At 70.2% G+C, this 22,625-nt stretch carries 18 protein-coding genes; 8 read left to right on the plus strand and 10 right to left on the minus strand.

Going from position 1 to position 22,625, the window contains the following annotated elements:
- The 4 genes from AC1DTW_RS26005 to AC1DTW_RS26020 form a co-directional block, all read left to right on the plus strand.
- The coding region (locus AC1DTW_RS26005) for an AsmA family protein (RefSeq protein ID WP_477984540.1) at positions 1-1,096 on the plus strand (1,096 nt) is incomplete at its 5' end.
- A 108-nt stretch (positions 1,097-1,204) separates the two neighbouring features.
- A complete protein-coding gene (locus AC1DTW_RS26010) occupies positions 1,205-1,756 on the plus strand; it encodes a hypothetical protein (protein ID WP_477984542.1) in 552 nt (183 codons plus the stop codon).
- A gap of 12 nt (positions 1,757-1,768) precedes the next feature.
- The gene (locus AC1DTW_RS26015; protein WP_477984544.1) at positions 1,769-1,972 is read left to right on the plus strand and encodes a hypothetical protein; all 204 of its coding nucleotides are present in this window, start codon (positions 1,769-1,771) and stop codon (positions 1,970-1,972) included.
- A gap of 33 nt (positions 1,973-2,005) precedes the next feature.
- Entirely contained in the window at positions 2,006-2,614 is a 609-nt protein-coding gene (locus AC1DTW_RS26020) for a hypothetical protein (protein ID WP_477984546.1), read from the plus strand.
- An 18-nt stretch (positions 2,615-2,632) separates the two neighbouring features.
- Here AC1DTW_RS26020 and AC1DTW_RS26025 read toward each other — a convergent pair whose 3' ends face one another.
- The 8 genes from AC1DTW_RS26025 to AC1DTW_RS26060 form a co-directional block, all read right to left on the minus strand.
- Positions 2,633-3,841: an AI-2E family transporter gene (locus AC1DTW_RS26025; RefSeq protein WP_477984548.1), complete on the minus strand. Its 1,209-nt coding sequence runs from the start codon at positions 3,839-3,841 to the stop codon at positions 2,633-2,635.
- 112 nt (positions 3,842-3,953) lie between these two features.
- On the minus strand, positions 3,954-4,268 hold the full coding sequence (locus tag AC1DTW_RS26030) for a BON domain-containing protein (RefSeq protein WP_477984550.1): 315 nt from the start codon (positions 4,266-4,268) through the stop codon (positions 3,954-3,956).
- Between the two features lie 84 nt (positions 4,269-4,352).
- A complete protein-coding gene (locus AC1DTW_RS26035) occupies positions 4,353-4,889 on the minus strand; it encodes a ferritin-like domain-containing protein (protein ID WP_477984552.1) in 537 nt (178 codons plus the stop codon).
- A gap of 142 nt (positions 4,890-5,031) precedes the next feature.
- Positions 5,032-13,653 (minus strand): glycoside hydrolase family 94 protein, encoded by an 8,622-nt coding sequence (locus AC1DTW_RS26040; RefSeq protein ID WP_477984554.1) that lies wholly within the window; start codon positions 13,651-13,653, stop codon positions 5,032-5,034.
- Positions 13,654-13,663: 10 nt separating this feature from the next.
- Positions 13,664-13,834, minus strand: coding sequence for a hypothetical protein (locus tag AC1DTW_RS26045; RefSeq protein WP_477984556.1), 171 nt, complete (start codon positions 13,832-13,834; stop codon positions 13,664-13,666).
- A 308-nt stretch (positions 13,835-14,142) separates the two neighbouring features.
- A complete protein-coding gene (locus tag AC1DTW_RS26050; protein ID WP_477984558.1) occupies positions 14,143-14,538 on the minus strand; it encodes a hypothetical protein in 396 nt (131 codons plus the stop codon).
- A gap of 73 nt (positions 14,539-14,611) precedes the next feature.
- Positions 14,612-14,773, minus strand: coding sequence for a DUF1328 domain-containing protein (locus AC1DTW_RS26055; RefSeq protein ID WP_477984560.1), 162 nt, complete (start codon positions 14,771-14,773; stop codon positions 14,612-14,614).
- A gap of 220 nt (positions 14,774-14,993) precedes the next feature.
- Positions 14,994-16,400: a CHASE3 domain-containing protein gene (locus tag AC1DTW_RS26060; RefSeq protein WP_477984562.1), complete on the minus strand. Its 1,407-nt coding sequence runs from the start codon at positions 16,398-16,400 to the stop codon at positions 14,994-14,996.
- Between the two features lie 50 nt (positions 16,401-16,450).
- Between AC1DTW_RS26060 and AC1DTW_RS26065 the strand changes: the two genes are divergently transcribed.
- Positions 16,451-17,083: a response regulator gene (locus tag AC1DTW_RS26065; protein ID WP_477984564.1), complete on the plus strand. Its 633-nt coding sequence runs from the start codon at positions 16,451-16,453 to the stop codon at positions 17,081-17,083.
- A gap of 17 nt (positions 17,084-17,100) precedes the next feature.
- On the opposite strand, the gene AC1DTW_RS26070 is transcribed toward AC1DTW_RS26065, so the two are convergent.
- The gene (locus AC1DTW_RS26070; protein WP_477984566.1) at positions 17,101-17,505 is read right to left on the minus strand and encodes a response regulator transcription factor; all 405 of its coding nucleotides are present in this window, start codon (positions 17,503-17,505) and stop codon (positions 17,101-17,103) included.
- A 231-nt stretch (positions 17,506-17,736) separates the two neighbouring features.
- Here AC1DTW_RS26070 and AC1DTW_RS26075 point away from each other — a divergent pair, with 231 nt between their 5' ends.
- Genes AC1DTW_RS26075 through AC1DTW_RS26085 form a run of 3 tightly spaced genes read left to right on the plus strand, consistent with a single transcriptional unit; the run spans position 17,737 to position 21,920 of the window.
- Positions 17,737-19,254: an ABC transporter permease/substrate-binding protein gene (locus AC1DTW_RS26075; RefSeq protein ID WP_477984568.1), complete on the plus strand. Its 1,518-nt coding sequence runs from the start codon at positions 17,737-17,739 to the stop codon at positions 19,252-19,254.
- 34 nt (positions 19,255-19,288) lie between these two features.
- Positions 19,289-20,716: a DNA recombination protein RmuC gene (locus tag AC1DTW_RS26080; RefSeq protein ID WP_477984570.1), complete on the plus strand. Its 1,428-nt coding sequence runs from the start codon at positions 19,289-19,291 to the stop codon at positions 20,714-20,716.
- Positions 20,703-21,920, plus strand: a complete 1,218-nt coding sequence (locus AC1DTW_RS26085) for an MFS transporter (RefSeq protein WP_477984572.1) — start codon at positions 20,703-20,705, stop codon at positions 21,918-21,920. The genes AC1DTW_RS26080 and AC1DTW_RS26085 overlap by 14 nt, the downstream gene beginning before the upstream one ends.
- Here AC1DTW_RS26085 and AC1DTW_RS26090 read toward each other — a convergent pair.
- Positions 21,910-22,551, minus strand: coding sequence for a glutaredoxin domain-containing protein (locus tag AC1DTW_RS26090; RefSeq protein WP_477984574.1), 642 nt, complete (start codon positions 22,549-22,551; stop codon positions 21,910-21,912). The genes AC1DTW_RS26085 and AC1DTW_RS26090 overlap by 11 nt on opposite strands.
- Positions 22,552-22,625 lie beyond the last annotated feature (74 nt).

Raw genomic sequence — 22,625 nt, forward strand, 5'->3', positions numbered from 1 at the left:
GCTGCTGCTCGCCGACCTCGGGCCGGCGGTCGGCGCCGCGCCGAAGAAGCCGGCCGCGGCAGCAGCGGCCGCATCGGCGCCGGCCACGACCAGGAAGAAGCCCGCCGCGCCGAAGCCCGCCGGCACGCCTGGCAGCGCCGCCGCGGCGGCGCCGCCGGGCCGCGTCCTGCCGACGCGCGAGTTCGATCTGCCGTCGTTGCGCGCGATGGACGCCAATGTGCTGATCGACATCGACAACCTCGACCTCGGCAGCGGCCTGCTCGAGCCGCTGCGGCCGCTGCGCACGCATCTGTTGCTGCGCGACGGGGTGCTGAAGCTGCGCGAGATCGACGCGCGCACCGGCCAGGGCCAGTTGTTCGGTGCCCTGGAGCTCGACGGCCGCGGTGCGCAGGCGCTGTGGAACGCCGACCTGCGCTGGCGCGGCGTGCAGCTGGAGCGCTGGATCCACCAGCCGCGCGCCGGCCAGGCGCCGCCGTACGCGACCGGCAGCCTCTCGGGCGAGGCGCGCGTGACGGGGCAGGGCCGATCGACCGCCGCGATTCTCGGCAGCCTGCGCGGCGGCGTGCGCATGCACCTGACGGATGCGACGATCTCGCACCTCGCGGTCGAGGTCGCGGGCCTGGACGTCGCGCAGGGCCTGGGCCTGCTGATCAAGGGCGACGACGCGCTGCCGGTGCAGTGCAGCGTCGCCGATTTCGTCGTCGACAAGGGCGTGCTGAAGCCGCGCGCGCTGGTGCTCGACACCCGCGACTCGACGCTGTGGGTCGATGGCTCGGTCTCGCTCGCGAGCGAGACGCTCGACCTGCGCGTCGTCACGACGCCGAAGGATTTCAGCCCGCTGACCTTGCGCACGCCGGTGACGCTGCGCGGCACGTTCGCGAACCCCAGCGTATCGATCGACAAGGGCCGGCTCGGCCCGCGACTCGGCGCCGCGGCGCTGCTGGCGCTGGCGAACCCGCTGGCGGCAATCGTGCCGCTGATCGATCCGGGCAACAGCGCCGAGGCGAAGCGCGACGCCGATGCCTGCCGCAAGCTCGCCCGGCGCTTCGCCGCGGCGCCGCTGTCGGCGCCGGCGAGCGCGCCGCGCCGCCAGTAGGAGAAGAACTACGGGCCGCTGCGGCACCGTCCGCTGGGCCGTGCGGGCGGCGACTTTCCATACTGGAAACACCGCGGAACTGCTTCCGCTCACCGAAAGGAGAGTTCGATGATCACCCTCCAACAGTCCAAGGTCGGCGTTGCGATCGCTGCGATGTTCGCGGTCTCGGGCGGCTTCGCCGCGACCGGCGACAAGACCGAATACAACGCGGCGAAGGACCGCATCGCCGCGGAGTACAAATCGGACAAGGCGGCCTGCGACTCGTTCAGCGGCAACAAGAAGGATGTCTGCCAGGAGAAGGCCAAGGGCAAGGAGAAGATCGCGCTGGCCGAGACCGAGTACAACTACACTGGCAAGCAGAGCGATGCGAACAAGGTCGCGGTCGCCAAGGCCGACGCCGACTACGCGGTCGCCAAGGAGATGTGCGACGACAAGGGCGGCAAGGACAAGGATCTGTGTCAGACCGAGGCCAAGTCGACCCACACCAAGGCGCTCGCGGACGCGAAGATGAACAAGAAGGTGGGTGAGGCCCGCCAGGACGCTGTCGACGACAAGCGCGAAGCCGACTACAAGATCGCGACGCAGAAGTGCGACAGCCTCGCGGGCGACGCGAAGAGCTCCTGTATCGCCGCCGCGAAGGCGAAGTTCCACAAGAGCTGAGGGGAGCACAGCATGCCACGTGATCGCCAACCGCAAGCGGGGTTCAAGCCGGATCGCCACCACGCCCGCAGGGAGTGGGAGCACAGCCTCGAGCACGAGCATCAGATGGAGGCGCGCGACGCGCACGCACGTCAACCCGGCAGGGTGCAGCGCGCGCACGCGTTGCGCGCGGCAGAGGCAGAAAGCCTGATCCGCGAACTCCGCGGGCGCCATTGAGTCAATGCATCGGTGTCGGGAAAGGATCGTGCGATGCGCTCTTCGACCCGCTGGCTGGTGGCGACGACGTTCGGTGCACTTTGCGCCTCGGCGGCGTTCGCCGATGACGATGGCGTCGATGCGCCCGGTGTGACGCGCGAGTCGCGCTTCAGTGCGGCCGACACGCTCGACGCGCCGCGCATCGTGCGCACCGAGTCGCCGGGCGAGCCGCAGCGCAGCCTGCCCGGCTATCGCAGCGAGACGACCGAGCTCGGCTACCGCTGGTGGCTCTCGCGCGGTCGTGCCGATCTGGGCCTCGGCTTGGGCACGCTGAACTATGGCGTGCGGCCGACCGGCAGCGTGCCGGGGCTCGGCGACGCCGCCAGCTCGACCGTGCTCGCCAGCGGCACCGTGATGACGATGGGCGTGCGCTACAGAACCTCCGATCGCTCGGCCGTCTATGCCGACGCGTCGGGGCTGCGCGGCCATGGCATCGAGGGCGGCGAGGGCGTGGTCGGCAAGGTCGGTGTCGAATTCAAGCTCGCGCGCTCCCGCTTCGACATCGGCTACGGCGGTCTCGGCATGCGGCTGAGCGGCGACACGCGGATGAGCCTGCGCGCCCGGCGCGGCGGGCTGGCGGTCTTCATGCGCAGCTCGTTCTGAACATCCGTCGGGCCTGCGTCAGCCCTGCATCAGATCAGCGAGGCGCCGGCCGGAATGCGTGTGGTCGGCGAGCACCTTCGTCAGCACCGTCAGCGCGGGGCCGAGCAGCAGGCCCCAGATGCCCCACAGCGTGCCCCAGAAGACGACGCCGATGAAGACCGTCGCCGCGTTCATCCGCGCGGCACGGCCCTGCAGCCATGAGAGCACGAGTGTGCCGATCACGGTCGACAGCAGCACCACGAAGGCGCCCATCGCGAGCGCCGACGCCAGCGAGCCGTGCGCGAGAAAGGTCTCGGCCGCGCCGAGACCGGTCAGCAGCGCCATCCCGAGGTATGGAACGATGTGCAGCACCGCGGCCGTCACGCCCCAGCCGGCGGCGTCCGGCAGCCCGGCGAGCGCGAACGTGCCCCAGACCGCCAGGCCGATCATCGTGTTCGTGACCAGCAGCACCGCGGCATAGAGCCGGATCTGCCGCACGCACTCGAGTGCGGCGTGCTCGGCCCGCGCGCGCAGCCCCGGGCGCACCGCCCAGAGGTCGAGAATGCGTTCGGCCAGCGGCTGGCCGCCGGAGAGCACGAAGAACGCGATGAAGAACACGACCGTCACGTCGATCACCAGCTTCAGCAGCACGCCGGAGCCGCTGACCGCGCCGTCGCGCAGCGCCTCGGTCGCGGTCTGCACGATGCTCACTGCGGACGCCGATGCGGCCGCGGCGCTCGCGGCCGCATCGACCCGTTTTGCCGCCGCGCGGTTGCGGGCGGCGCGCGTGATCGGCTGCGTGCCGCCAAGGCGCTCGGCCGCCACGTCGAGCTCGACGAAGGCGCGACGCGCGCGCTGCAGCACCGAGTCGACACCCGGGTCCGTGGTCGAGATCTTCTGCGCGACCAGACTGATCATGTCCGGCGCGCGGCCCGCGACACGCGCGAGCTGATCGCCGAAAGCCGCGGCGGCGCCGGCGAGGGCCGCGAGCACGAGCAGCAGGCTCAGCGTCGTTGCGAGCAGGCGCACGCGCAGCCAGCGCGTCAGCAGCGCCGTCAGCGGCAGCACTAGCAGCGCGAGCATCAGCCCGGCGGTCAGCGGCACCATGAAGCGGCGGCCCCACCACAGCGCGACGATGCTCGCCAGCACCGCGAGCACGGTGAGCGCAGGGTGGCCGCTGGCCTGCGTGGGCGTCGGCACAGGGATGGTTGCCGGCTCGGGCGTCCGGTCGAGCATCGGAAGCGTCATCGAGGGGCGGCCTGGCTGGCCGCGAAACGAAACGCCCCGCCATTCACGAGGAATGCGGGGCGTCGTTCGCGCGCCGGTAGGGCCGGCGTGCCTGGACCGAGGATCGTTGTGCCTACGGACGGACCGCGATCTCGTTCTTGACGCTCTTGACGCCCTTGACCTTCATCGCGATGTCTTCGGCGGTCATGCGTTCGGTCGAGTCCTTCGCGAAGCCGGACAGCATCACGGTGCCGTTCAGCGTCTCGACCTTGATGGACGAGGCGTCGACGTCCTTGTTCTGGACGAAGCGCGCCTTCACCGAGCTGGTGATGGTGGCGTCGTCGACATAGGCGCCGACGCTTTCCTGCCCACGCGTCACGGCGCAGCCGGCGCTGGTGGCAAGGGCGATCACGGCGATGGCGGAAGCGAGTGTGTGACGCAGTTGCATGGTGGATTTCTCCTTGGTTGTTGCGAAAACCGCTCGTTGATCGGGTGGCTCCAGGCCCGCCACCGATGGGCCGGGTTCAGCCTGTCAATCCGTCATCCAGTCGCGCAGATCTTCGGCGTGTTCCTGCTCCTGGCTCAGGATGCCCTCGAGGATGCGGCGCGTGGTCGAGTCCTTGTCGCCGATCAGGTGGATCATCTGCGTGTAGGCCTCGATCGCAATGCGTTCCGCGATCAGGTTGGCCTTGATCATCGCCTTCAGGTCGCTCGAGTCGTCATAGTCGGCGTGGCTGCGCTCGAGCAGCCTCGCCGGCGAGAAGTCGGGTTCGCCGCCGAGCTGCACGATGCGTTCGGCGATCTGGTCGCCGTGCGCCGCCTCATCGTTCGCATGAACCAGGAATTCCTCGGCGATCTTCGGCGACGCGAGCCCCGTGGCGGTGAAGTAGTGGCGCTTGTAGCGCAAGACGCAGACCAGTTCGGTCGCGAGCGCGTCGTTCAGCAGCTTGATGACGTCCTCGCGCCACGGCCCGTAGCTCGGCACGACGCCTCCTTGATCGAGCGAACGCCGCGCGTCGCTGAGGCCTTTTTCGTCGAGCACCAGGCGGGCTCCTTTTTCTGGGTTCATCGAAAGACTCCTTGCTGGGATCACGATGCTGCGAACGCGCGCCGGATGCACGCCGCTGTCGATAGAGGAACTGTAAGAACGCGGCCCGGTGCGGCCCATCGGAGCGCCACACCAGCCGCTGTAGGACAGCACCCCGAGGCGCTCAATGCACGGCCGACGCACTTGGCCGCGCCGGCGCTGCAGGCGTGCCCGAAATCGCGTCGAGCCGCACAAGACAGGTGTTGTGCGCAGCGAGCTCGCTCCAGCGCAGCGACTCGTCGCGGCCCAGCTCGAAGCCGGCGTCGATTGCGGCGGGTTCGCACGGGCCGCGACAGAAGATCACGCGCAGGCTGCGGCCATCGCGGCGCAGCGTCAACTCGGCCTGTTCCCAGTGCGACGGCAGGCACGGTGCGAAGCCGATCTCGTCGCCGCGCAGGCGCACGCCGAACAGGTGCTCGATCGCGGCGCGGTGCAACCACCCCGCCGAGCCCGTGTACCAGCTCCAGCCGCCGCGGCCGACGTAGGGCGGCTCGGCGTACACGTCGCCGGCCATCACATAGGGTTCGATCGCGTAGGCCCGCCCGTGTGTCGCATCCGCGCAGCGGTGCGCCGGGCTCAAGTGGGTGAAGTAGCGGTACGCGATGTCGCCGTGGCCGCTCATCGCGTGCGCTATCAAGGCCCAGACGCCGGCGTGCGAATACTGGCCGCCGTTCTCGCGCACGCCCGGCGGATAGGACTGGATATAGCCGGCGCTCGGCTGCTGCGCCTGCAGCGCGGGGGTCAGCAGCTTGATCAGGCCGGCGTCGGCGTCGACGAGGTGGCGCTCGAGTGCGGCCAGCGCCATGCGCTGGAAGGCCGGCGGCGCCGCGTTCGAGATCACCGCCCAGGCCTGTGCGATCAGGTCGATGCGGCACTCGGCGTTGGTGTTCGAGCCGAGCGGCGTGCCGTCGTCGAAGAACGCACGCCGGTACCACTGGCCGTCCCAGCCATGCGTCTGCAGCGCGACGCGCCATCGTTGCGCGGCCTCTTCCCAGCGCCGCGCGCGCGCGTCCTCGCCGCGCTGCCGCGCGATCGGCGCATAGTCGTCGACGAGCGCGCACAGGAACCACGCGAGCCAGACCGATTCGCCGCGGCCCTGCGCGCCGACGCGGTTCATGCCGTCGTTCCAGTCGCCGGTGCCCATCAGCGGCAGGCCGTGGGCGCCGGTGCGCAGGCTGCGGTCGATCGCGCGTGCGCCGTGTTCGAAGATCGTGGCACTTGCTTCGCTGATGCCCGGAACGTAGTACGCGTCCTCGGCGCCCTCGGGGATCGGCCCGCCTTCGATGAACGCAACCTCCTCGTCGAGCAGCGACGCATCGCCGGTGCATTGCAGGTAGTACGCGCAGGCGTGTGGCAGCCACAGCAGGTCGTCGCTGAAATGGGTTCGCACGCCGGCGCCGGTCGGCGCATGCCACCAGTGTTGCACGTCGCCCTCGGGGAACTGGCGCGACGCGTTCAGCACGATCTGGCGCCGCAGCATCGACGGGTCGGCCCAGGCCAGCGCCATCGCGTCCTGCAGTTGGTCGCGGAAACCGAACGCGCCGCCGGCCTGGTAGAAGCCGGCCTTGGCCCACAGCCGACACGCGACGGTCTGGTACAGCAGCCAACGGTTCACCATCGCGTCGAAGAGTGGGTCGGGCGTCTTCACGGTGGTGGCGCCGAGCAAGGTGTCCCAGCTCGCGCGCGTCGCTTCCAGACGCTGTTTCGCCGGTATCGCCGCCGCGGTCGTGGCGAGCTGGCGCGCCGCGGCCGGGCTCGCGCCGAAGCCGAGCAGGAAGACGCATTCGACGGTCTCGCCGGCAGCAATATCGAGCGGCGCCGACAGGATCGCGCAAGGATCGAGGCCGGCACCGCTGCGCTGGCCGAGGGCGTCGGGCACGACGAGGCGGCCGCGCGCGTCGAAGCATTCGCGGCGATCGCAGGTCCAGTCGAGCGCGGTGTCGGCATCGGTGGTCACCGCGAAGAACGCGCTCCCGCCGCCGAAACCCGCCGAGCAGTCGCGCTGCGTGCACGTCAATGCGGTCACGCGGCGCGGTTCGCTGCCGCTAGCGCTGGACAGGCGCTGCGTGAACGAGGCGGTGTCGGTGCTGGCGCGGTCGCCCCGGCCTGCGCCCATCACCCATTCGGCGATGCCGATCGCACGCAGTCGCTGGCCGCGCGGGCCACGGTTGACGACGCGCAATCGCAGCTGCTTGACGGCCGTCTGCGCATCGACGCACCAGGCTGCACTGACGTCCAGGTCGCCGCGCCGATGCCTGATGACGCTGTAGCCCTGGCCGTGGGCGATGTGGTAGGTCGCGGCCGTATCGCCCCAGGCCGATGGTGCGACGCTCCACAGCTCGCGCGTCTTCAGGTCCTGCAACAGGAACCACTCGCCCGGGGGATCGGCGAGCGCATCGTTCGACCACGGCGTGAGCTGGTTCAGGCGGCTGTTCAACGCCCAGGTGTAGCCGCCGCCAGTTTCGGAGATGTGGGCTCCGAAGCCCGGGTTCGCGAGCACGTTGACCCAGGGTCGCAGCGGGCGCTGGAACACGCTGACATCGAAGCGGAACTCACCGCCGTCGGGCATGAACACGCCCTGCGAGACGCGCGGCTCGGCACCGCCCCCGCCGGCGGCGCGCAGCGCGGTCGTCGAGGTCGCCATGCGTTCCTCGAGCGCGGCCTCGTGCTGCTCGCTCCATTCCTGCAGATGATGCGTCAGCGGTCGGCCGTCGGCGTTGAAGTGCAGACGCGCCAGCGTGCGCAGCGTGTCGAGCTCGTAGGCACCCAGTTCATCGGCGCGCAGCACCTGGAAGCCGGTGTTCGCGCTGGCCGGATGGCCGCCGCTCTGTGCGTTGAACTGTTCTCGCAGCGCGGCGACATCGCGCTGCAGCGCCATCAGGTACGACGCCGGCTCGGCGTTGACGACGACCAGGTCGCAGGCCACGCCGGCCCACGACCAGATTCGCAGCGCCTGCACCAGCGTGCGCAGCAGCCCGATGCCCTGCGGCGCGCCGGCCGAGACCAGCAGGATCGGTCGATCGCCGGAGATGCCGAAGCGCCACAGCAGGCGACGATCGCAGCCGGGGGCGCGGACCTCGGCATCGGGCGGCGCGGCCAGCGCCTCCGGCACGCGGGGCCGCGTCAGGTTCATCACGACCGCGGTCGTCAGTGTCTGGATCGCCGCGTAGTTCTCGGCGTTCAGCGCGAGCTCGCGCAGGCGGATGCCGGTCAGCGTCGCCGACATCAGCGACGCGCGCTCGATTGGGCCGTGCTGGCGATGCTTGTCGATCACCGCGTCCAGCGTTGCACGGTTGTCGGCCGCCGCGGTGCAGAAGGTCAGCTGCAGCTTGGCACCTGGTGCGAGCTGCAGACGCACCGACAGCGCGCAGACCGGATCGAGCCCGGTGTCGAGCGTGGATTCGGCGCTATCGCCTTCGGGCAACGGTGGAAAGGACGCGAGCGGCTGGCTCGCATCGCGGTTGCGGCCGAGCCAGCCGGCGCGGTCGGTCTGCACACGCAGCGCAAGGATCGCCGGATCGGTCTCGGCGAGGAAGTGCGCGGCATGCAGCCCGGCCTCGGTCGGAAGCCGCGGCTTGCGCTCGAACAGCAACGCCTGCTGCGCCGGCTTCCAGACCGAGCGCAGGAACAGGTTCGAGAACGCCGGGTGCGCTTCGTCGGCGCGCGGATCGGCGAGCGTGATCTCGAACGCCGACATCAGCTCGAGCTGGAGCGTGCGCTCGCCGAGGTTGCGCAGCTCGATCTGGCGGAACTCGATGTCGTCCTCGGGGCTGACCCAGACCGTCGTGTGCGCCTGGAGCTCGGCCCACGTCGCGTCGAAGCACACACGGTCGGTGTGGAAGGTGCTCTGGTAGTGCGCGGTCGGGTCGGGCGCGGAATGCTGCGTCAGCGACACGGCCTGGGGCTGGCGATCCCAGCGCAGGTAGAAGAACGCGCCGTGCGCATCGCGCAGCGCATCGTCGCGCGAACGCGTGATACCGACATTGCCCCAGCGGCTCCAGCCCGCGCCGTTCGGGCGCAACGCGACGCTGTAGCGGCCGTTCGACAGCAGGTGCGTCGGGGCGACCGCGGCCATGCCCGGCACGAGGTCGCGCAGCATGCCGGGTGCGCGGCGTTGGCGCGCGTCGGGCGAAGGCCCCGGCGGCGGCGCGAGCAGCACCGAGACCTCGCGCGGCGCACGCTCGTGCAGCAGCGAAGCCACGGCCTCGACATGCGCGTTGCCCATGCCCCAGCGGCGCGGCGTGCCGTCGAGCAGCACGTTCGCGATCGCGACGATGCTCATGCCCTGGTGATGTGCCATGAAGGTATCGACGCGGGTGAAGTCGGAACTCGCGCCTTGCCGGCCGGCGCTGAAGTCGAGCGCCTCGACGAATCCGTAGCGGGCGCGCGCCGTCAACTGCTCCATGCGCGCGAAGTTCGCGACCGACAGATGCGGCGCGAGCTGGGCCGCGAGCGCGGTCGCGTACGGCGCGATCACAAGCTCGTCGGGCGGCGTGCGGCGCAGTGCGAGCCGCGGCACGCCCTGCGGCGCGTACTGGTAGGCGAGCGTGTGATCGCTCGCGGCGTAGGCCGACTCCGAGATGCCCCAGGGCACATGCAGCTGGCGCCCGAACGCGACTTGCTCGCGGATTGCCGCGTGGCAGGCATCGCTGAGCACGCTGCCCTGCGGTTCGTCGAGCAGCAGCGTCGGCATCAGGTACTCGAACATCGACCCCGACCACGAGCGCAGGCCAGCGTACGCGCCGACCGCGTAGAACGGCCGGCCGAGCGCGGCCCAGTGCTTCACCGGCACATCGCCCTTCGCGATCGCGAGCAGGCTGGTCAGGCGCGATTCGGAGGCGAGCAGGTCGTAGAAGCTCGCGTCGAGCTGCTGCTCGGCGACGCGGTAGCCGATGTGGAACAGGTGGCGCTTGCGGTGATACAGGAAGCCGAAGTCGGCCTCCCAGGCGAGCACCTCGCAGCGCCGCGCCAGCACCAGCAAGCGACGTGCCGCGTCGTCGCCGTGCGCACCGTCGTCGCGTCGCGCCTGGGCATCGAACAAGGCACTGCGCAGGGTCACGAGGTGGTCGGCGGCGCGCCACGCGAACAGGTTCAGCGCGTTCGGGGCGAGCGCGGCGCCATCATCCGGTAGCAGGCTCGCGAGCTCGTCCGAGGCGTCGCGCAACAAGGCTTCGAGCCAGTCCGGCCGCGCGTCGATCTCGGCCAGCGGGTCGGGCAGCGCGAGCAGGCGCTGCAGGGCGCCTTCCGGTGCGCCCTCGGCCGCGGCCGAGCGCAAGGGCTCGATGCGCGCCTTCGAGGCACGACACGCGCGCTGCGCCGCGCGCGCGTCGTAGGGCGCGCGCGCGAGCTCGATGCAGGCCTGCGCGACCGCGAGCAGCTGGCCGCTGAGGTTGCCGCTGTCGACGGTCGAGACGTACATCGGCAGCAGGGCTGCCTTGCGCTGGGTGTCGTACCAGTTCAGGAAGTGGCCGCGGTGGCGCGGCAGCTCGGCCAGCGTTGCCAGCGTCGCCTCGAGCCGGGCAATGAGGTCTTGCGTGCCGATCCAGCCGAACTGTCGCGCGCAGGCCGCGGTGAGCAGGTACAGGCCGATGTTGGTCGGCGAGGTGCGGTGCGCGACCAGCGTCTGCGGCGTCAGCTGCAGATTGTCGGGCGGCAGGAAGTTGTCGTCGGGGCCGACGCAGCGTTCGAACAGGCGCCAGGTGTCGCGTGCGGCGTCTTCGAGATAGGCCTGGTCGGCGGCGGGCAGCGCGGCCTCGCGCTTCGGCGGGCGCGGGCGGCTGACCCACCAGGTCCACAGCGGTGAGGCCGCCCAGGCCGCGCACAGAGCCGACGCCAGGCCCGGCCACGGCGTGCCCGCCAGGAGCAGGCCGAGCCACAGCACGAGCGCGACGACCGGCACCGCGCGGTGCGCACGCACGATCGTGCGCCACTGCGTCGAGGCCGAGGCTTGCGCGGTCGCCATGGTGGTCCATTCGAGCAGGTGGCGGCGGCTGACCCCGATGCGCCATGCCGCACGCAGCACCGCATCGAGGCTCATCAGCGCGAGCTGCAGCAGTTGCGCGAGCAGCCACAGGCCGCTGCAGACCGCGCGCCGCAGATCGGCGCCTGCGCGCTGGTAGAAGTGCGCCGTCGCGATCCCGCTGTGGCTCGGCGCCAGGCCCGCGACCGCGCCCATCAGCGGCCCGGCGATCAGCGCGCCGAGCACCAGCGCGAGCGCGGCGAGCGGGTCGACGACGTTCGTGCCGAGCGCCAGCACCAGCAGCGCGAGCGACATCGGCGCGACCAGCGAACGGCGCAGGTTGTCGATCATCTTCCAGCGATTGATCGCGCGGATGCGGTACTCCGACGGGCTGAAGATGAACGGCAGCAGCTGCCAGTCGCCGCGCGTCCAGCGGTGCACCCGCGCCGCGGCGACGTCGGCATGGAACGGGGCGTCCTCGATCACCATGATGTCGGTCACCGCGGCGCAGCGCGCCAGCGAGCCTTCGAGCAGGTCGTGGCTCAGCACCTGCTCGTCGGGCACGCGCTGCGACAGCACCGCCTGCATCGCGGCCACGTTCAACAGGCCCTTCCCGGTGAAGGTGCCTTCGCCGAAGACGTCCTGGTAGACCTCGGAGGTGGCGGCGCTGTACGGGTCGATGCCGCACTGGCCGGCGAACAGCCAGTGGTAGAGCGTGAAGCGCTTCGGCGTCGGCAGCGGCGTCACGACGCGCGGCTGCAGGATGCCGTAGCCCTGCGTGACGATGCGGGTCACCGGGTCGACCTGCGGCTGGTTCTGCGGATGCGCGGCCACGCCGACGAGTTCGCGCAGGCGGCCGGGGGGCAGCTGTGTGTCGCCGTCGAGCGTGACGATGTAGCGCGTGCCGGGCTCGACGCGCGACAACTCGCCCAGATCGATGAAGGGCACGACGGCCGGCGCGCTGTCCGGCGGCGCGGCCAGCGCGGCGATCAGCTGTTCGAGCTTGCCGCGTTTGCGTTCCCAGCCGATGAAGCGCTGTTCCGTGGCGCTGAAGCTGCGCGCGCGGTGCAGCACGATGAAGCGTGGCGCGCGCTGCGCAGTCGGCGCGTAGCGGGCGTTCAGCGCGGCAACGTTGCGCACCGCCGCGTCGAGCAGTGCGGCATCGGACGGCAGCGTTTCGGTCGCTGCGTCGGCCCAGTCGGTCAGCAGCGCGAACTGCGCGTGCGGCTCCGGGTTCGCGAGGTGATGCAGTTCGAGGCGATGTGCGAGCTCGTCGGCTGTGCTCGAGCTCGTCAGCATGGCGGGGATCACGACCATCACGCGGTGCTCAGGCGGGATGCCCTGGGCCAGCCCGAGCCGCGGCAGCCGGCTCGGTTGGGCCGATTCGCTGATCAGCCGGTTGATCACCGCAACGACCGCTTCGGACGCCGGAAAGATCATCAACAGCGCGGCCATGAGCCCGAGCCACGGCGGCGGGCCGGCACCGGCCAGTGCATCGCCCTGGCGCAGCAACATCCACGCGACGAGCCCGACCGTGCCGACGCCGAGACTCGCGAGGTAGGCTGGCAGCGCGGCGCGCCAGCGGAACTTCTGCCACAGCCGCGCCCACGTCTCGCGCAGCCCGAGCTCTCGCGCCAGTTCCCGCCGGCCGGCACCGTGCAACCAATGACCCGCGATGGCATCGGCCGGACCCTCGCGCTCCATCAGGCGCATCAGGGTCTGCGCGACCTCGGTCTCCGAACGGCCGCTGCGGCGCGCCAGCAGCTCGATCGCATGCAGCGTCTGGTCGCGCGTGTCGGCGCGCTCGGCTTCGAACGCCGGCGAGCGCAGCAGCAACTGCATCGTCGTGCTGGTGCGATCGACGATCTCGGGCCAGTCGGCGTCGCCGATCAGCCGCAGCGAGCCGATCGCGTTGCTGACGCTCAGGTTGTCGGCCGCCTGTTCGGCGGGTTGCTGGATTTGGGCGGCGGCGAGATCGGGCAGCGCGCGCTGCAGCCAGTCGTGGTGACTGGCCGGGCCGACGACATGGTGGTCCTGCAGGCGCTGCGCGATCTGCACCAGGAACACGCGGCCGACGCCGCGTCGCTCGAGCAGCGCGAGCAGCGCGTCGAGTCGCTCGGTCGACCAGCTCTCGATGCGGTCGCCGACCAGGTTCGCGATTTCACGCGCCGCCTTGTTGGTCGCCAGTCGTTCGGCAAGGCGACGCAGGTTCTCGACCAGCACGACCCGCAGCGTCGTCGGCAGCGCCCACAACTCGCCGAGCGTGAGTTCGCGCGCCTGCTGGTAGGCGGCGAGAAAGTGCATCAGCAGGTCTTCGTCGAAGGCGCCGTCGGTGTGCGCGACAAAGGCCCACGCAACCCCGTAGACGCGCGGCAGGCCGGCAAGCGGCTCATCGATCAGCACCGGCAGGTTGCGGAAGTAGCGCCGCGGCAAGCCGTCGTGGATCTCCTTGAGCTGCCCTTCGATCAGGTGAAAGTTGTCGAGCAGCCATTCGGCCGCCGGGCTGACCTGGTAGCCGGTGCGCGCCTGGGCGCCGATGTACTGCTGGGCCTCGCGCAGCGTGCGGATGTTGTCCTCGAGCCGCGGGAAGAACGCGGTCGACCGGCTCGGCGCGAGCTGTGCGCGGTGCGTCGCGCCGAGGCTGTGGCCGTGCTGCGCGAAGCGCTCGGGGCCGAAGATCTCGGAGCGATTCGGCGGCTCGACCGGGCCACGCTTGCCGTCGAGGATGTCGAACAGTGATTCAGGAGCGTCGGGGACCTGCCTGAACAGTTCGGAGCGCCGCGTCATGCCGCATGCTTCACAGCGCCAGTGCCGCCAGGCCCATCAGCGCACCGGCGAAGAACACGGTGGTGACGAATCGCGGCGCAATGAAATCATGCACCGCATCGGCCGCGCATCGCAGTGCGAACCAGCGACCGCGGCAGCCGTTGCAGCGGCTGACATGCTCACCCAGCTCGCGCAGCTCCATCGGGGCGCTGTCACTGGCGTCGGCGATCGACGCCGTGGTCCAGCGGGGCGAGGGGGTTGCGCTCGAGCGCATGGGCTTCTCCGGAAAGTATCTGCAGATCGTAAGAAAAGCGTGTCGGTGTGTCTGTCAGCACGACGCGTCGGGGGGCGTAGGACGTGTCCTAGCGCTCGAACAATGGCACCAAAAAAGAAGCGCGCCGCAGCGCGCTTTCAAAGACCCCATAGGAGGGAGAACCGGTCGCGCACCGCGAGGGGGGCGCGACGAAGGGGTCGTTGGAGGTGACGGGTTGTTGCCAGCGCGCGAACGGCTCAGTCGTGACGATGCGACATCCGGCTGGCCAGCATGATCAGCGCCATCAACGCGGCACCGGTCGCGGCAGCGATCAGCATCGCCTTCGCGGGCTCTTCCCGGATGTAGGTCACGGTCGTGTCCTGCGCGCGGTGCGCCTTCTCACGCAACTGCGCCGAGGTCTCCTTGACTGCCTCCGCACTGCGGCGCGCGGCCGCTTCGGCCTGGCTCGAGATGCGGTTGATCAACGGTGTCGCGTGGTCACGGGCGCTCTCGACCTTCTCGCTCAGGCGGTCGAATGCGGTGTTCGCGACGTTCTGCGTCGAGCGGATCGCGTTGGTCGCGCCTTCGGCGGCGTGATCGATGAAGCTCGACGACGATTCGGTCGAGAGGGGTTTGCTGGCGGTGGTGTCCATGGCGGCATGTCCTTCAGGGTTGGCGGGCGTGGCGGGCGGGCGTCGGGCCGGCGCATGTGCGCCGGCCCGTGCTTCATCTCTTGATCAGGCCGAACAGAACGCTCGCGATGGCGAGGATCGCGAACAACACGAACAGGATCTTGGCGATGCTGGCGGCGCCGGCGGCAATGCCACCGAAGCCGAACAACGCGGCGATCAGCGCGATGACGAAGAAGACGACTGCGTAGTGCAACATGTTGGGCTCCCGGTTCATGAAGCGTCGGGCGGCGCTTCTGTTTCACTGTCTCATCTCACTTCTCGCACCGGGACTGATGCGATGGATGAAGTGTGGGTCGAGCCTCGGTCGAGCACGATAGGGCGCGTCGCCGCGGCACTGTCGGGAGAGGGTCTCCGCCGCTGTAGGAATGAACCGACGCGACGCCTGAGCCGCGCCATGGTGCGAACCGCGGGGTGGGTCAGTGGCCCGCGGCGCTGAGCGCACCGGGCGTCGTGGCGGGCGTCGGATCGGCGGCGCTTTCGGGCAGATCGGCCTGGATCAGCGTGCCCTGACCCGGCGCCGACTGCATCACGAGTCGCCCGCCTTCGGTCTCGAGCCGATAGCGCATGCCGAGCAGCCCGTGCGCGCTGCTGCGCGGCGCGTTCACGTCAAAGCCGACGCCGTTGTCGCGCACCGAGACGCGCACCTGCCCGTCGATGGTCACCAGGCGCACCTCGACCTCGGTCGCCCGCGCGTACTTGGTGACGTTGGTCAGCGCCTCCTGGACCAGCCGGTACACCGTGAGCTCGGCGGTCGGACGCAGGCGCACCGGCACGAACTCGACGTCGACCTCGATCTCGCTGCGCTGGCCCCATTCGCGCACCAGGATCTCGAGCGCCGCGACGAGCCCGAGATTGCTCAGCGAAGAGGGCCGCAGGTCTTCGATGATGCGGCGCTTCAGCGCGATGCCGCTGTTCAGCCCGTCGTTCAGGTGCTGCAGCCGCTCGGCGACTTCGACGCTGACGACGCCGAGGCGCGATTTGAGCCGCGCGACGTCGAGCTTGGCGGCCGTCAGCAGCGCACCGAGTTCGTCGTGCAGCTCGCGCGCGAGGTGATGGCGCTCGTCTTCGCGCACGGTCTGCAGGTGGCGCGCGAGTTCGGTGAGCTGCGCGGTGCGCAGCAGCACCTCGCGCTCGAACTGGTCACGCTCCATCTGCACCAGGCGCCGCTGCTCCTCGCGCTGGCGCACCAGCGCGGTGGTCTGGCGCAGGTACATGTACAGCGCGAGCAGGCTCAGCGCGGTCATCGCGGTCACGCCGATGCGGTTCAGCAGCAGTGTCTGCGACAGGCTCTCGCGCGCGACGTCGACCTTTGCGGTCTCGCGGTCGAGCAGTTGCTGACTCAGCGAGCGGACCGAGTCCATCTGCTCCTTGCCGATGTTGCTGAGCATCAGGCCGCGCCAGTTGGCTTCCTTGCCTTCGTCATACAGCTTCATCGTCTCGCGCAATTCGGCGAGCTTGTTCTGCGAGGCCTGTGCCACCTGCTTCATCAGCGCATCGGTGCCCGGATCGGCGCCGTAGTAGCTGTTCAACCACGCGAGCGCGTGGCCGACGCTGGTCTGCGCCACTTCGTACGGCTTCAGGTACTCTGGGCGACCCGTCAGCAGGTAGCCGCGCTGGCCGGTCTCGGCGTCGGTCAGGCCGCGCCACAGGACCTGGATGTTGGTGCTGGCCACGCCTTGCACGCGCAGCGCCTCGAAGGTCGACGTCGCGCGCTGGTACGAACTCTCGCTGATCAGGAACATCGCCAGCGCCGCCAGCGCGGCGAGCGGGAACGCGAACTGGCTGCCGCGCAGCAGCGGAAGCAACTTCAGTGACATCGGCATCGCGACCCCTTTAAACTCCTGTGAATCGTCACTCCGATCGGCAAAACATCATGATTCGAATCGCGATCATCGACGATCACGCAATCGTTCGTGCCGGCCTGCGTCAGTATTTTTCGGAGCAGGTCGACCTGACGGTCGTCGCCGAAGCGGCCAGCGGCAAGGAGGCGATCGACATTGTCCGCAAGGGCGACGTCGACGTGATCGTGATGGACCTGTCGATGCCCGACCAGAGCGGCGTCGATGCGCTCGCTGCGATCAAGGCGCGCGCGCCCGATCTGCCGGTGTTGATTCTGTCGGGTTTCCCGGAAGAGCACTATGCGACGACGCTGCTGCGTCAGGGCGCGAGCGGCTACCTCAACAAGGAATGCGAGCCCGAAGAGATCGTCAAGGCGATCCGCACGGTGTTCCGCGGCCGCAAGTACATCACCGCCGGCGTCGCGGAACTGCTCGCCGACAACCTCGGCGGCGCCGGCGACAAGCCCGCGCACGAGCAGCTCTCGGAGCGCGAGTTCCAGGTCTTCCTGCGCCTGGCCAAGGGCGAGACGATCGGCCACATGGCCGACAGCATGTCGCTCAGCGTCAAGACCGTCAGCACCTATCGCACGCGCGTGATGGAGAAGATGAACCTGTCGTCGAACAGCGACCTGACGTATTACGCGCTGAAGAACGGCCTGATCCAGTAACGTCCGCCGGGTCGCGGTCAGGACAGCAACGCGCCGTGGCCGGTCTCGCCGTCGGCGAGACGCGCGCAATACAGGATCAGCGCGTCGATCTCGTTCGACTTGTCGAACACGCGGCTGGCGCCGAGATCGAGGCACTTGCGGCGCATGTCGGCGGTGGCGTAGTTGCTTAGCACCACCAGGTTCATCGGGCGGCGCAGATCGCTGGCGGCGCGCAGCACGCCGAGGCCCGAGCCGCGCTTCAGGAAGATGTCGATGATGACCAGGTCGCACTCGTGCCCGCCGCTGCCGAGCCAGTGAACCGCAGCGGGTTCGTCTTCGGCCGTTCCGACCACCTTCACCGGCGCGAGCTCTTCGAGCGCGGCGATCAGGTTTTCCCGGATCACCGGGCTGTCTTCGACGATAAAGGCTTTCAAGGCGGGCATGACCGGAAGGTGTTCGAGGCGGACGGTTGCGGCGAGCAGGGAGCCTCGATCTCCAGACCCGAATCAAAGCCACGCCGCCGGGGGCGCATCCCCCAAGTGGCAAGCGATTGTTTCGCAGAAGCCAGAAAGCCACAAACCGGGAACGACCCGATGCAACGTCGGATAGCTCCTACACACCGGGCTCACTGGGTTGTGCTAGGGCCTGTTAACGCTAGCTGCCAGAATCGGCGCATGTCGCATCACCGGGTCAGCCGCGTCATCGCTTTCGCCATCGTCGCGCTGCTGACCGGTGTGGCGAGCGCCGCGCCGCCGCTGATCGTCGGCTCGAAGCGCTTCACCGAGTCGTACATCCTCGGCGAGATCGTGCGCCAGACGCTCGCGCAGCAGGGCATCGCCGCCGAACACCGTCAGGGGTTGGGCAATACGGGCATCCTGGAACAGGCACTCGCCAGCGGCGCGGTCGATCTCTACCCCGAGTACACCGGCACGATCGTGCGCGAGCTGCTGAAGCGCCAGGGCAACCCGTCGCTGGCCGAGCTGAACGAATGGCTCGCGCCGCGCGGACTGAAGGCTGCGGTGCCGCTCGGCTTCAACAACACCTATGCGCTCGCGATGCGCGAGGCGCGCGCCGCCGAGCTCGGCATCGCGCGCATCTCCGACCTGCTCGGCCCGAAGGCCCAGGGCCTGCGGCTCGGCCTCTCGCACGAGTTCCTCGAACGTGGCGATGGCTGGCCCGCGCTGAAGGCCGCGTACCGCCTGCCGCAGGCCGGCGCGAATGCGCTCGACCACGGCCTGGCGTACGACGCGATCAGCAACGGCACCGTCGACCTGATCGACATCTACTCGACCGACGCGAAGGTCGGCCGCTACCAGCTTCGCGTGCTGCAGGACGATCTCGGCTTCTTCCCGAAGTACGACGCGGTGCTGCTGATGCGCAGCAGCGTCGATCCGCGCCCGCTGGCGCGCCTCGAAGGGCGCATCGATGCACCTGCGATGATCGCGATGAACGCGCAGGTCGAGCTCGACGGGCAGAGCTTCGCGGCGGTCGCGCAGCGGTTTGTCGCGGGCGCTTCGGCCCCGCCTTCGACCGCCGCTTCTGCAGGGGCGGCAACGCCGCGCCAGCGCTTCCTCGAGCGGCTGTTCGCGCCCGACTTCGCGCGCCTTGCGCTGCAGCACCTGATGCTGGTATTCGGTTCGCTGCTGATCGCGATCGGCGTCGGTGTGCCGCTCGGCATCGCGGCGTGGCGCTGGCCGCGCAGCGCGAACTGGGTGCTGGGCGTCGTCGCGGTGCTGCAGACGGTCCCGTCGCTCGCGCTGCTCGCGTTCCTGATCGCGCTGCTCGGCAGCATCGGCCTGGTGCCGGCGCTGATCGCGCTGTTCCTGTATGCGCTGCTGCCGATCGTGCGCAACACGCACGCCGGGCTGCGCGGCGTCTCGGATGGCCTCGCGCAGGCGGCGCTGTCGCTGGGCCTGACCCGCGCGCAGAGCCTGCGCGAGGTGCAGCTGCCGCTCGCGCTGCCGACGCTGATGGCCGGCGTGAAGACCGCGGCGGTGATCAACGTCGGCACCGCGACGATGGCGGCGTTCATCGGCGCGGGCGGCTTCGGCGAGCGCATCGTCGCCGGCCTGGCGGTCAACGACACCGGCGCGATGCTCGCCGGCGCGTTGCCGGCCGCGGTGCTGGCGCTGGGGGTCCAGGCGGCGTTCGATCTGGTCGAGCACCGACTGGTGCGCGGCCGCACGCACTGACGGCGGCGGCGCGCGCACAGGCGACAATCGCAGGATGCCTTTCGACTGGATCCCGTCGGCGCTGCTCGCGCTTCTCGTTCTGTTGTTGATACTGACCGTGTGGCTCGCGCTGCGGCGCCCCGATGCGGCCCCGTTGAAGGCGCTGCGCGACGAGCTCCAGGCGGCGGTGCATGCCGACGTGCAGCAACTCGAGCGCGCGCTGCGCGACGAGGTCGCGCGCAGCGCCGGCGCCACGCGCGGCGAGCTCGCGCTGACGCTCGGCACCTTCCAGCAGACACTGCTGACGCAGCAGGGCGACACGGCGCGCACGCAGAACGAGCAGATCGACAGCTTTCGCACGCAGCTGGCCGCCACGCAGCAGTACCAGGCCGACACGCTCGGCCGTTCGGGCGAGCAGCAGGCGCTGGCGCTGCAGCGCTTCTCGGACGCGCTGATCGAGCAGCTGCGCGCGCTCTCGCAGACGAACGAGCTGGCGCTGCGCGAGGTGCGCCTGAGCGTCGAACAGAAGCTCGGCGCGATCCAGCTCGACAACGAGAAGAAGCTCGAGCAGATGCGCGCGACCGTCGACGAGAAGCTGCACGCGACGCTCGAGGCGCGCCTTGGCGAAAGCTTCAAGCAGGTCGCCGACCGGCTCGAGCAGGTGCACCGCGGCCTGGGTGAGATGCAGGGCCTGGCGAAGGATGTCGGCTCGCTCAGCCGCGTGCTCAGCAACGTCAAGACGCGCGGCAATTTCGGCGAGGTGCAGCTGGCGGCGCTGCTCGAAGAGGTGTTCACCGCGGACCAGTTCGCGCGCAACGTCGAGACCGTGCCGGGCAGCAACGCGCGCGTCGACTTCGCGCTGCGGCTGCCGGGCCGGCGCGACGACGGCGCGCCGCTGTGGCTGCCGATCGACGCGAAGTTCCCGCGCGAGGACTACGAGCGCCTGCTCGAGGCGCAGGAGCGCGCCGACCCGGTCGCGGCCGAGATCGCCGCCAAGGCGATCGAGATGCGGCTGCGCGCCGAGGCGCGCTCGATCCGCGAGAAGTACATCGCGGCGCCGCACACCGCCGACTTCGGCATCCTGTTCGTGCCGACCGAAGGCCTGTATGCCGAGGCGCTGCGCCGGCCCGGGCTGGTCGAGGCGCTGCAGCGTGACCACAAGATCATGCTGGCCGGGCCGACCACGCTGCTGGCAACGCTGAACAGCCTGCAGATGGGTTTTCGCACGCTCGCGCTCGAGAAGCGCAGCGCCGAGGTCTGGGAGGTGCTCGGTGCCGTCAAGACCGAGTTCGCGAGCTTCGGCGCGGTGCTCGCGAAGACGCGCAAGAAGCTCAACGAAGCCGCCAACACGATCGATGAGGCCGAGGTGCGTACGCGCGTGATGACGCGCAAGCTGAAGTCGGTCGAGGCACTGTCGGACGACGCCACGCAGCTGCTGCTGCCGGGGACCGCGATCGAGCCCGCCGACGATGAGCTCGCCTGACGCGCGCGGCCGCGAACCCGCGCTGCCGAGCGTGCTGCTCGCGCTGATCGTTGGCCAGATCTGCCTGCATTCGACGATGGCCGGCGTGCGCATGGCGGCGCCGCTGTGGGTGCTGCGCCAGAGCCATGCCGAGTGGGCGGTCGGCGTGCTGATGGGGCTGTTCGCGGTCGCGCCGATCGCGCTGGCACTGCAGGCCGGGCGGCTCGCCGACCGCCATGGCTACCACCGGCCGCTGTACGTGGCGGTCGCGCTCACCGTCGTCGGCGGCGCGTTCGCGGTGCTCGCGACGATCGTCGCGCCCTGGGCCTTCGCGCTGCTGTGCCTGGCCGCGACCTTCACCGGCGCCGGCGCGAACTACGGGCTGATCGCGATCCAGCGCACCGCCGGCCGCAGCGCGCGCGATGCGACCGAGCTGAAGCGCGTGTTCAGCTGGCTCGGCCTCGCGCCGGCCTTGTCGAACGTCGCCGGGCCGGTGCTCGCCGGTGCACTGATCGACGGCTTCGGCTTTCGCGTCGCGTTCGGCGCGTTGCTGCTGCTGCCGCTGTTCGGGCTGTGGTGGGCGCGGCGCGTGCCGGTCGAAGTGCCGCCGCCGCGCAGCGCACCGTTGCGCGCGCAACCCTTCTGGGACCTGCTGCACACGCCGGGGCTGCGGCGCCTGCTGGCGGTCAACTGGCTGCTCTCGGCGAGCTGGGACGTGCACACCTTCGTGGTCCCGATCCTCGGCCACGAGCGCGGCTTCAGCGCCTCGGCGATCGGCCTCGTGCTCGGCGTCTTCGCCGGCGCCGTCGCGCTGGTGCGGCTCGCGATCCCGACGCTCGCGCACCGGCTGCGCGAATCGCAGGTGCTGGCCGGCGCGATGCTGGGCGCGGGCGCCGTCTTCGCGGTCTATCCGCTCGTGCATGCGCCGTGGCAGATGGCGGCCTGCGCTGTCCTTCTCGGCCTCGCGCTCGGCTCGGTGCAGCCGATGATCATGACCACGCTGCACCAGCTGACGCCGCACGAGCGCCACGGCGAGGCGATCGCGCTGCGCTCGATGACGATCAACTTCTCGAGTGCCGTGATGCCGCTGGCGTTCGGCGTCGCAGGCGCGGCGCTGGGTGCGGCGTCGCTGTTCTGGGTGATGGGTGCGGCGGTCGCGGCCGGCAGCGCTCAAGCGCGGCGCATCGGCGCGACCGTGAGGCCCTCGGAGCCTCTCAGAACTTGATGCCCGACGGGTTCGCCGCCGGTGCGGCCGGCGGCGCATCGGGCTGCGAGGCAACGGCCGCCGGCGCGCGCGGCGCGCTCGCTTCGCGGCGCTCGACGACCGGCGTCGCCGCGGCGTATTGGTAGCTCGCGGGCAGGCGCGACTCGCGCGGGTAACCGGCGGCGTCGAGGTACGAGCTCCAGACCGCGGGCGCGTAGCCGCGCATCATCTGCGTGCCGATCGCCAGCGTCGGCGCGTCGCGGCCGCCGGAAAGGCGCTCGAGCGCCTCGCTGTCCTCGGAGCTCAGCACCTGCTTCTCGCCGTAGGGAATGCCGCGCTGGCGCAGCAACTGGCGCGCCGCTTCGCAGGGCTCGCAGGCGCCGCCGACGGTGTAGAGCGTGACCGGGTACTTCGCGGCCGGCTGACGCAGTTCGAGCGGCAGCGCGGCGTCGGTCGGGCCGCTCGCGACACCGCTGCGGCCGAGCGCGGTGACCTTGGCGGCGCTGGCCGGCGGCCGGTCGGTGTAGGTCACCTTGCCGTCGGCGCCGACGACCTTGTATTGCGCATGCGCCGGCACTGCCGCGAGCAGCGCGATCAACGGCGCCCAGCACAGCCAGGCCAGCCGGTTCGTGGACACGCAATCATGCTTCATTGGGAGCTCCCGGGGTGCGGCGATCAATGCTGGAATCTAACCGACGCGGCGGGGCAGCTTCAAGCGATGCGAAC

It is taken from the genome of Rhizobacter sp. P5_A1, assembly GCF_056400745.1.

What these genes read in the sequence shown, in the direction of transcription:
- AC1DTW_RS26010 (WP_477984542.1), top strand. Translation starts at nt 1,205, where the DNA reads ATGATCACCCTCCAACAGTCCAAGGTCGGCGTTGCGATCGCTGCGATG.
- AC1DTW_RS26015 (WP_477984544.1), top strand. Translation starts at nt 1,769, where the DNA reads ATGCCACGTGATCGCCAACCGCAAGCGGGGTTCAAGCCGGATCGCCAC.
- AC1DTW_RS26020 (WP_477984546.1), top strand. Translation starts at nt 2,006, where the DNA reads ATGCGCTCTTCGACCCGCTGGCTGGTGGCGACGACGTTCGGTGCACTT.
- AC1DTW_RS26025 (WP_477984548.1), bottom strand. Translation starts at nt 3,841, where the DNA reads ATGACGCTTCCGATGCTCGACCGGACGCCCGAGCCGGCAACCATCCCT.
- AC1DTW_RS26030 (WP_477984550.1), bottom strand. Translation starts at nt 4,268, where the DNA reads ATGCAACTGCGTCACACACTCGCTTCCGCCATCGCCGTGATCGCCCTT.
- AC1DTW_RS26035 (WP_477984552.1), bottom strand. Translation starts at nt 4,889, where the DNA reads ATGAACCCAGAAAAAGGAGCCCGCCTGGTGCTCGACGAAAAAGGCCTC.
- AC1DTW_RS26040 (WP_477984554.1), bottom strand. Translation starts at nt 13,653, where the DNA reads ATGACGCGGCGCTCCGAACTGTTCAGGCAGGTCCCCGACGCTCCTGAA.
- AC1DTW_RS26045 (WP_477984556.1), bottom strand. Translation starts at nt 13,834, where the DNA reads ATGGAGCTGCGCGAGCTGGGTGAGCATGTCAGCCGCTGCAACGGCTGC.
- AC1DTW_RS26050 (WP_477984558.1), bottom strand. Translation starts at nt 14,538, where the DNA reads ATGGACACCACCGCCAGCAAACCCCTCTCGACCGAATCGTCGTCGAGC.
- AC1DTW_RS26055 (WP_477984560.1), bottom strand. Translation starts at nt 14,773, where the DNA reads ATGTTGCACTACGCAGTCGTCTTCTTCGTCATCGCGCTGATCGCCGCG.
- AC1DTW_RS26060 (WP_477984562.1), bottom strand. Translation starts at nt 16,400, where the DNA reads ATGCCGATGTCACTGAAGTTGCTTCCGCTGCTGCGCGGCAGCCAGTTC.
- AC1DTW_RS26065 (WP_477984564.1), top strand. Translation starts at nt 16,451, where the DNA reads ATGATTCGAATCGCGATCATCGACGATCACGCAATCGTTCGTGCCGGC.
- AC1DTW_RS26070 (WP_477984566.1), bottom strand. Translation starts at nt 17,505, where the DNA reads ATGCCCGCCTTGAAAGCCTTTATCGTCGAAGACAGCCCGGTGATCCGG.
- AC1DTW_RS26075 (WP_477984568.1), top strand. Translation starts at nt 17,737, where the DNA reads ATGTCGCATCACCGGGTCAGCCGCGTCATCGCTTTCGCCATCGTCGCG.
- AC1DTW_RS26080 (WP_477984570.1), top strand. Translation starts at nt 19,289, where the DNA reads ATGCCTTTCGACTGGATCCCGTCGGCGCTGCTCGCGCTTCTCGTTCTG.
- AC1DTW_RS26085 (WP_477984572.1), top strand. Translation starts at nt 20,703, where the DNA reads ATGAGCTCGCCTGACGCGCGCGGCCGCGAACCCGCGCTGCCGAGCGTG.
- AC1DTW_RS26090 (WP_477984574.1), bottom strand. Translation starts at nt 22,551, where the DNA reads ATGAAGCATGATTGCGTGTCCACGAACCGGCTGGCCTGGCTGTGCTGG.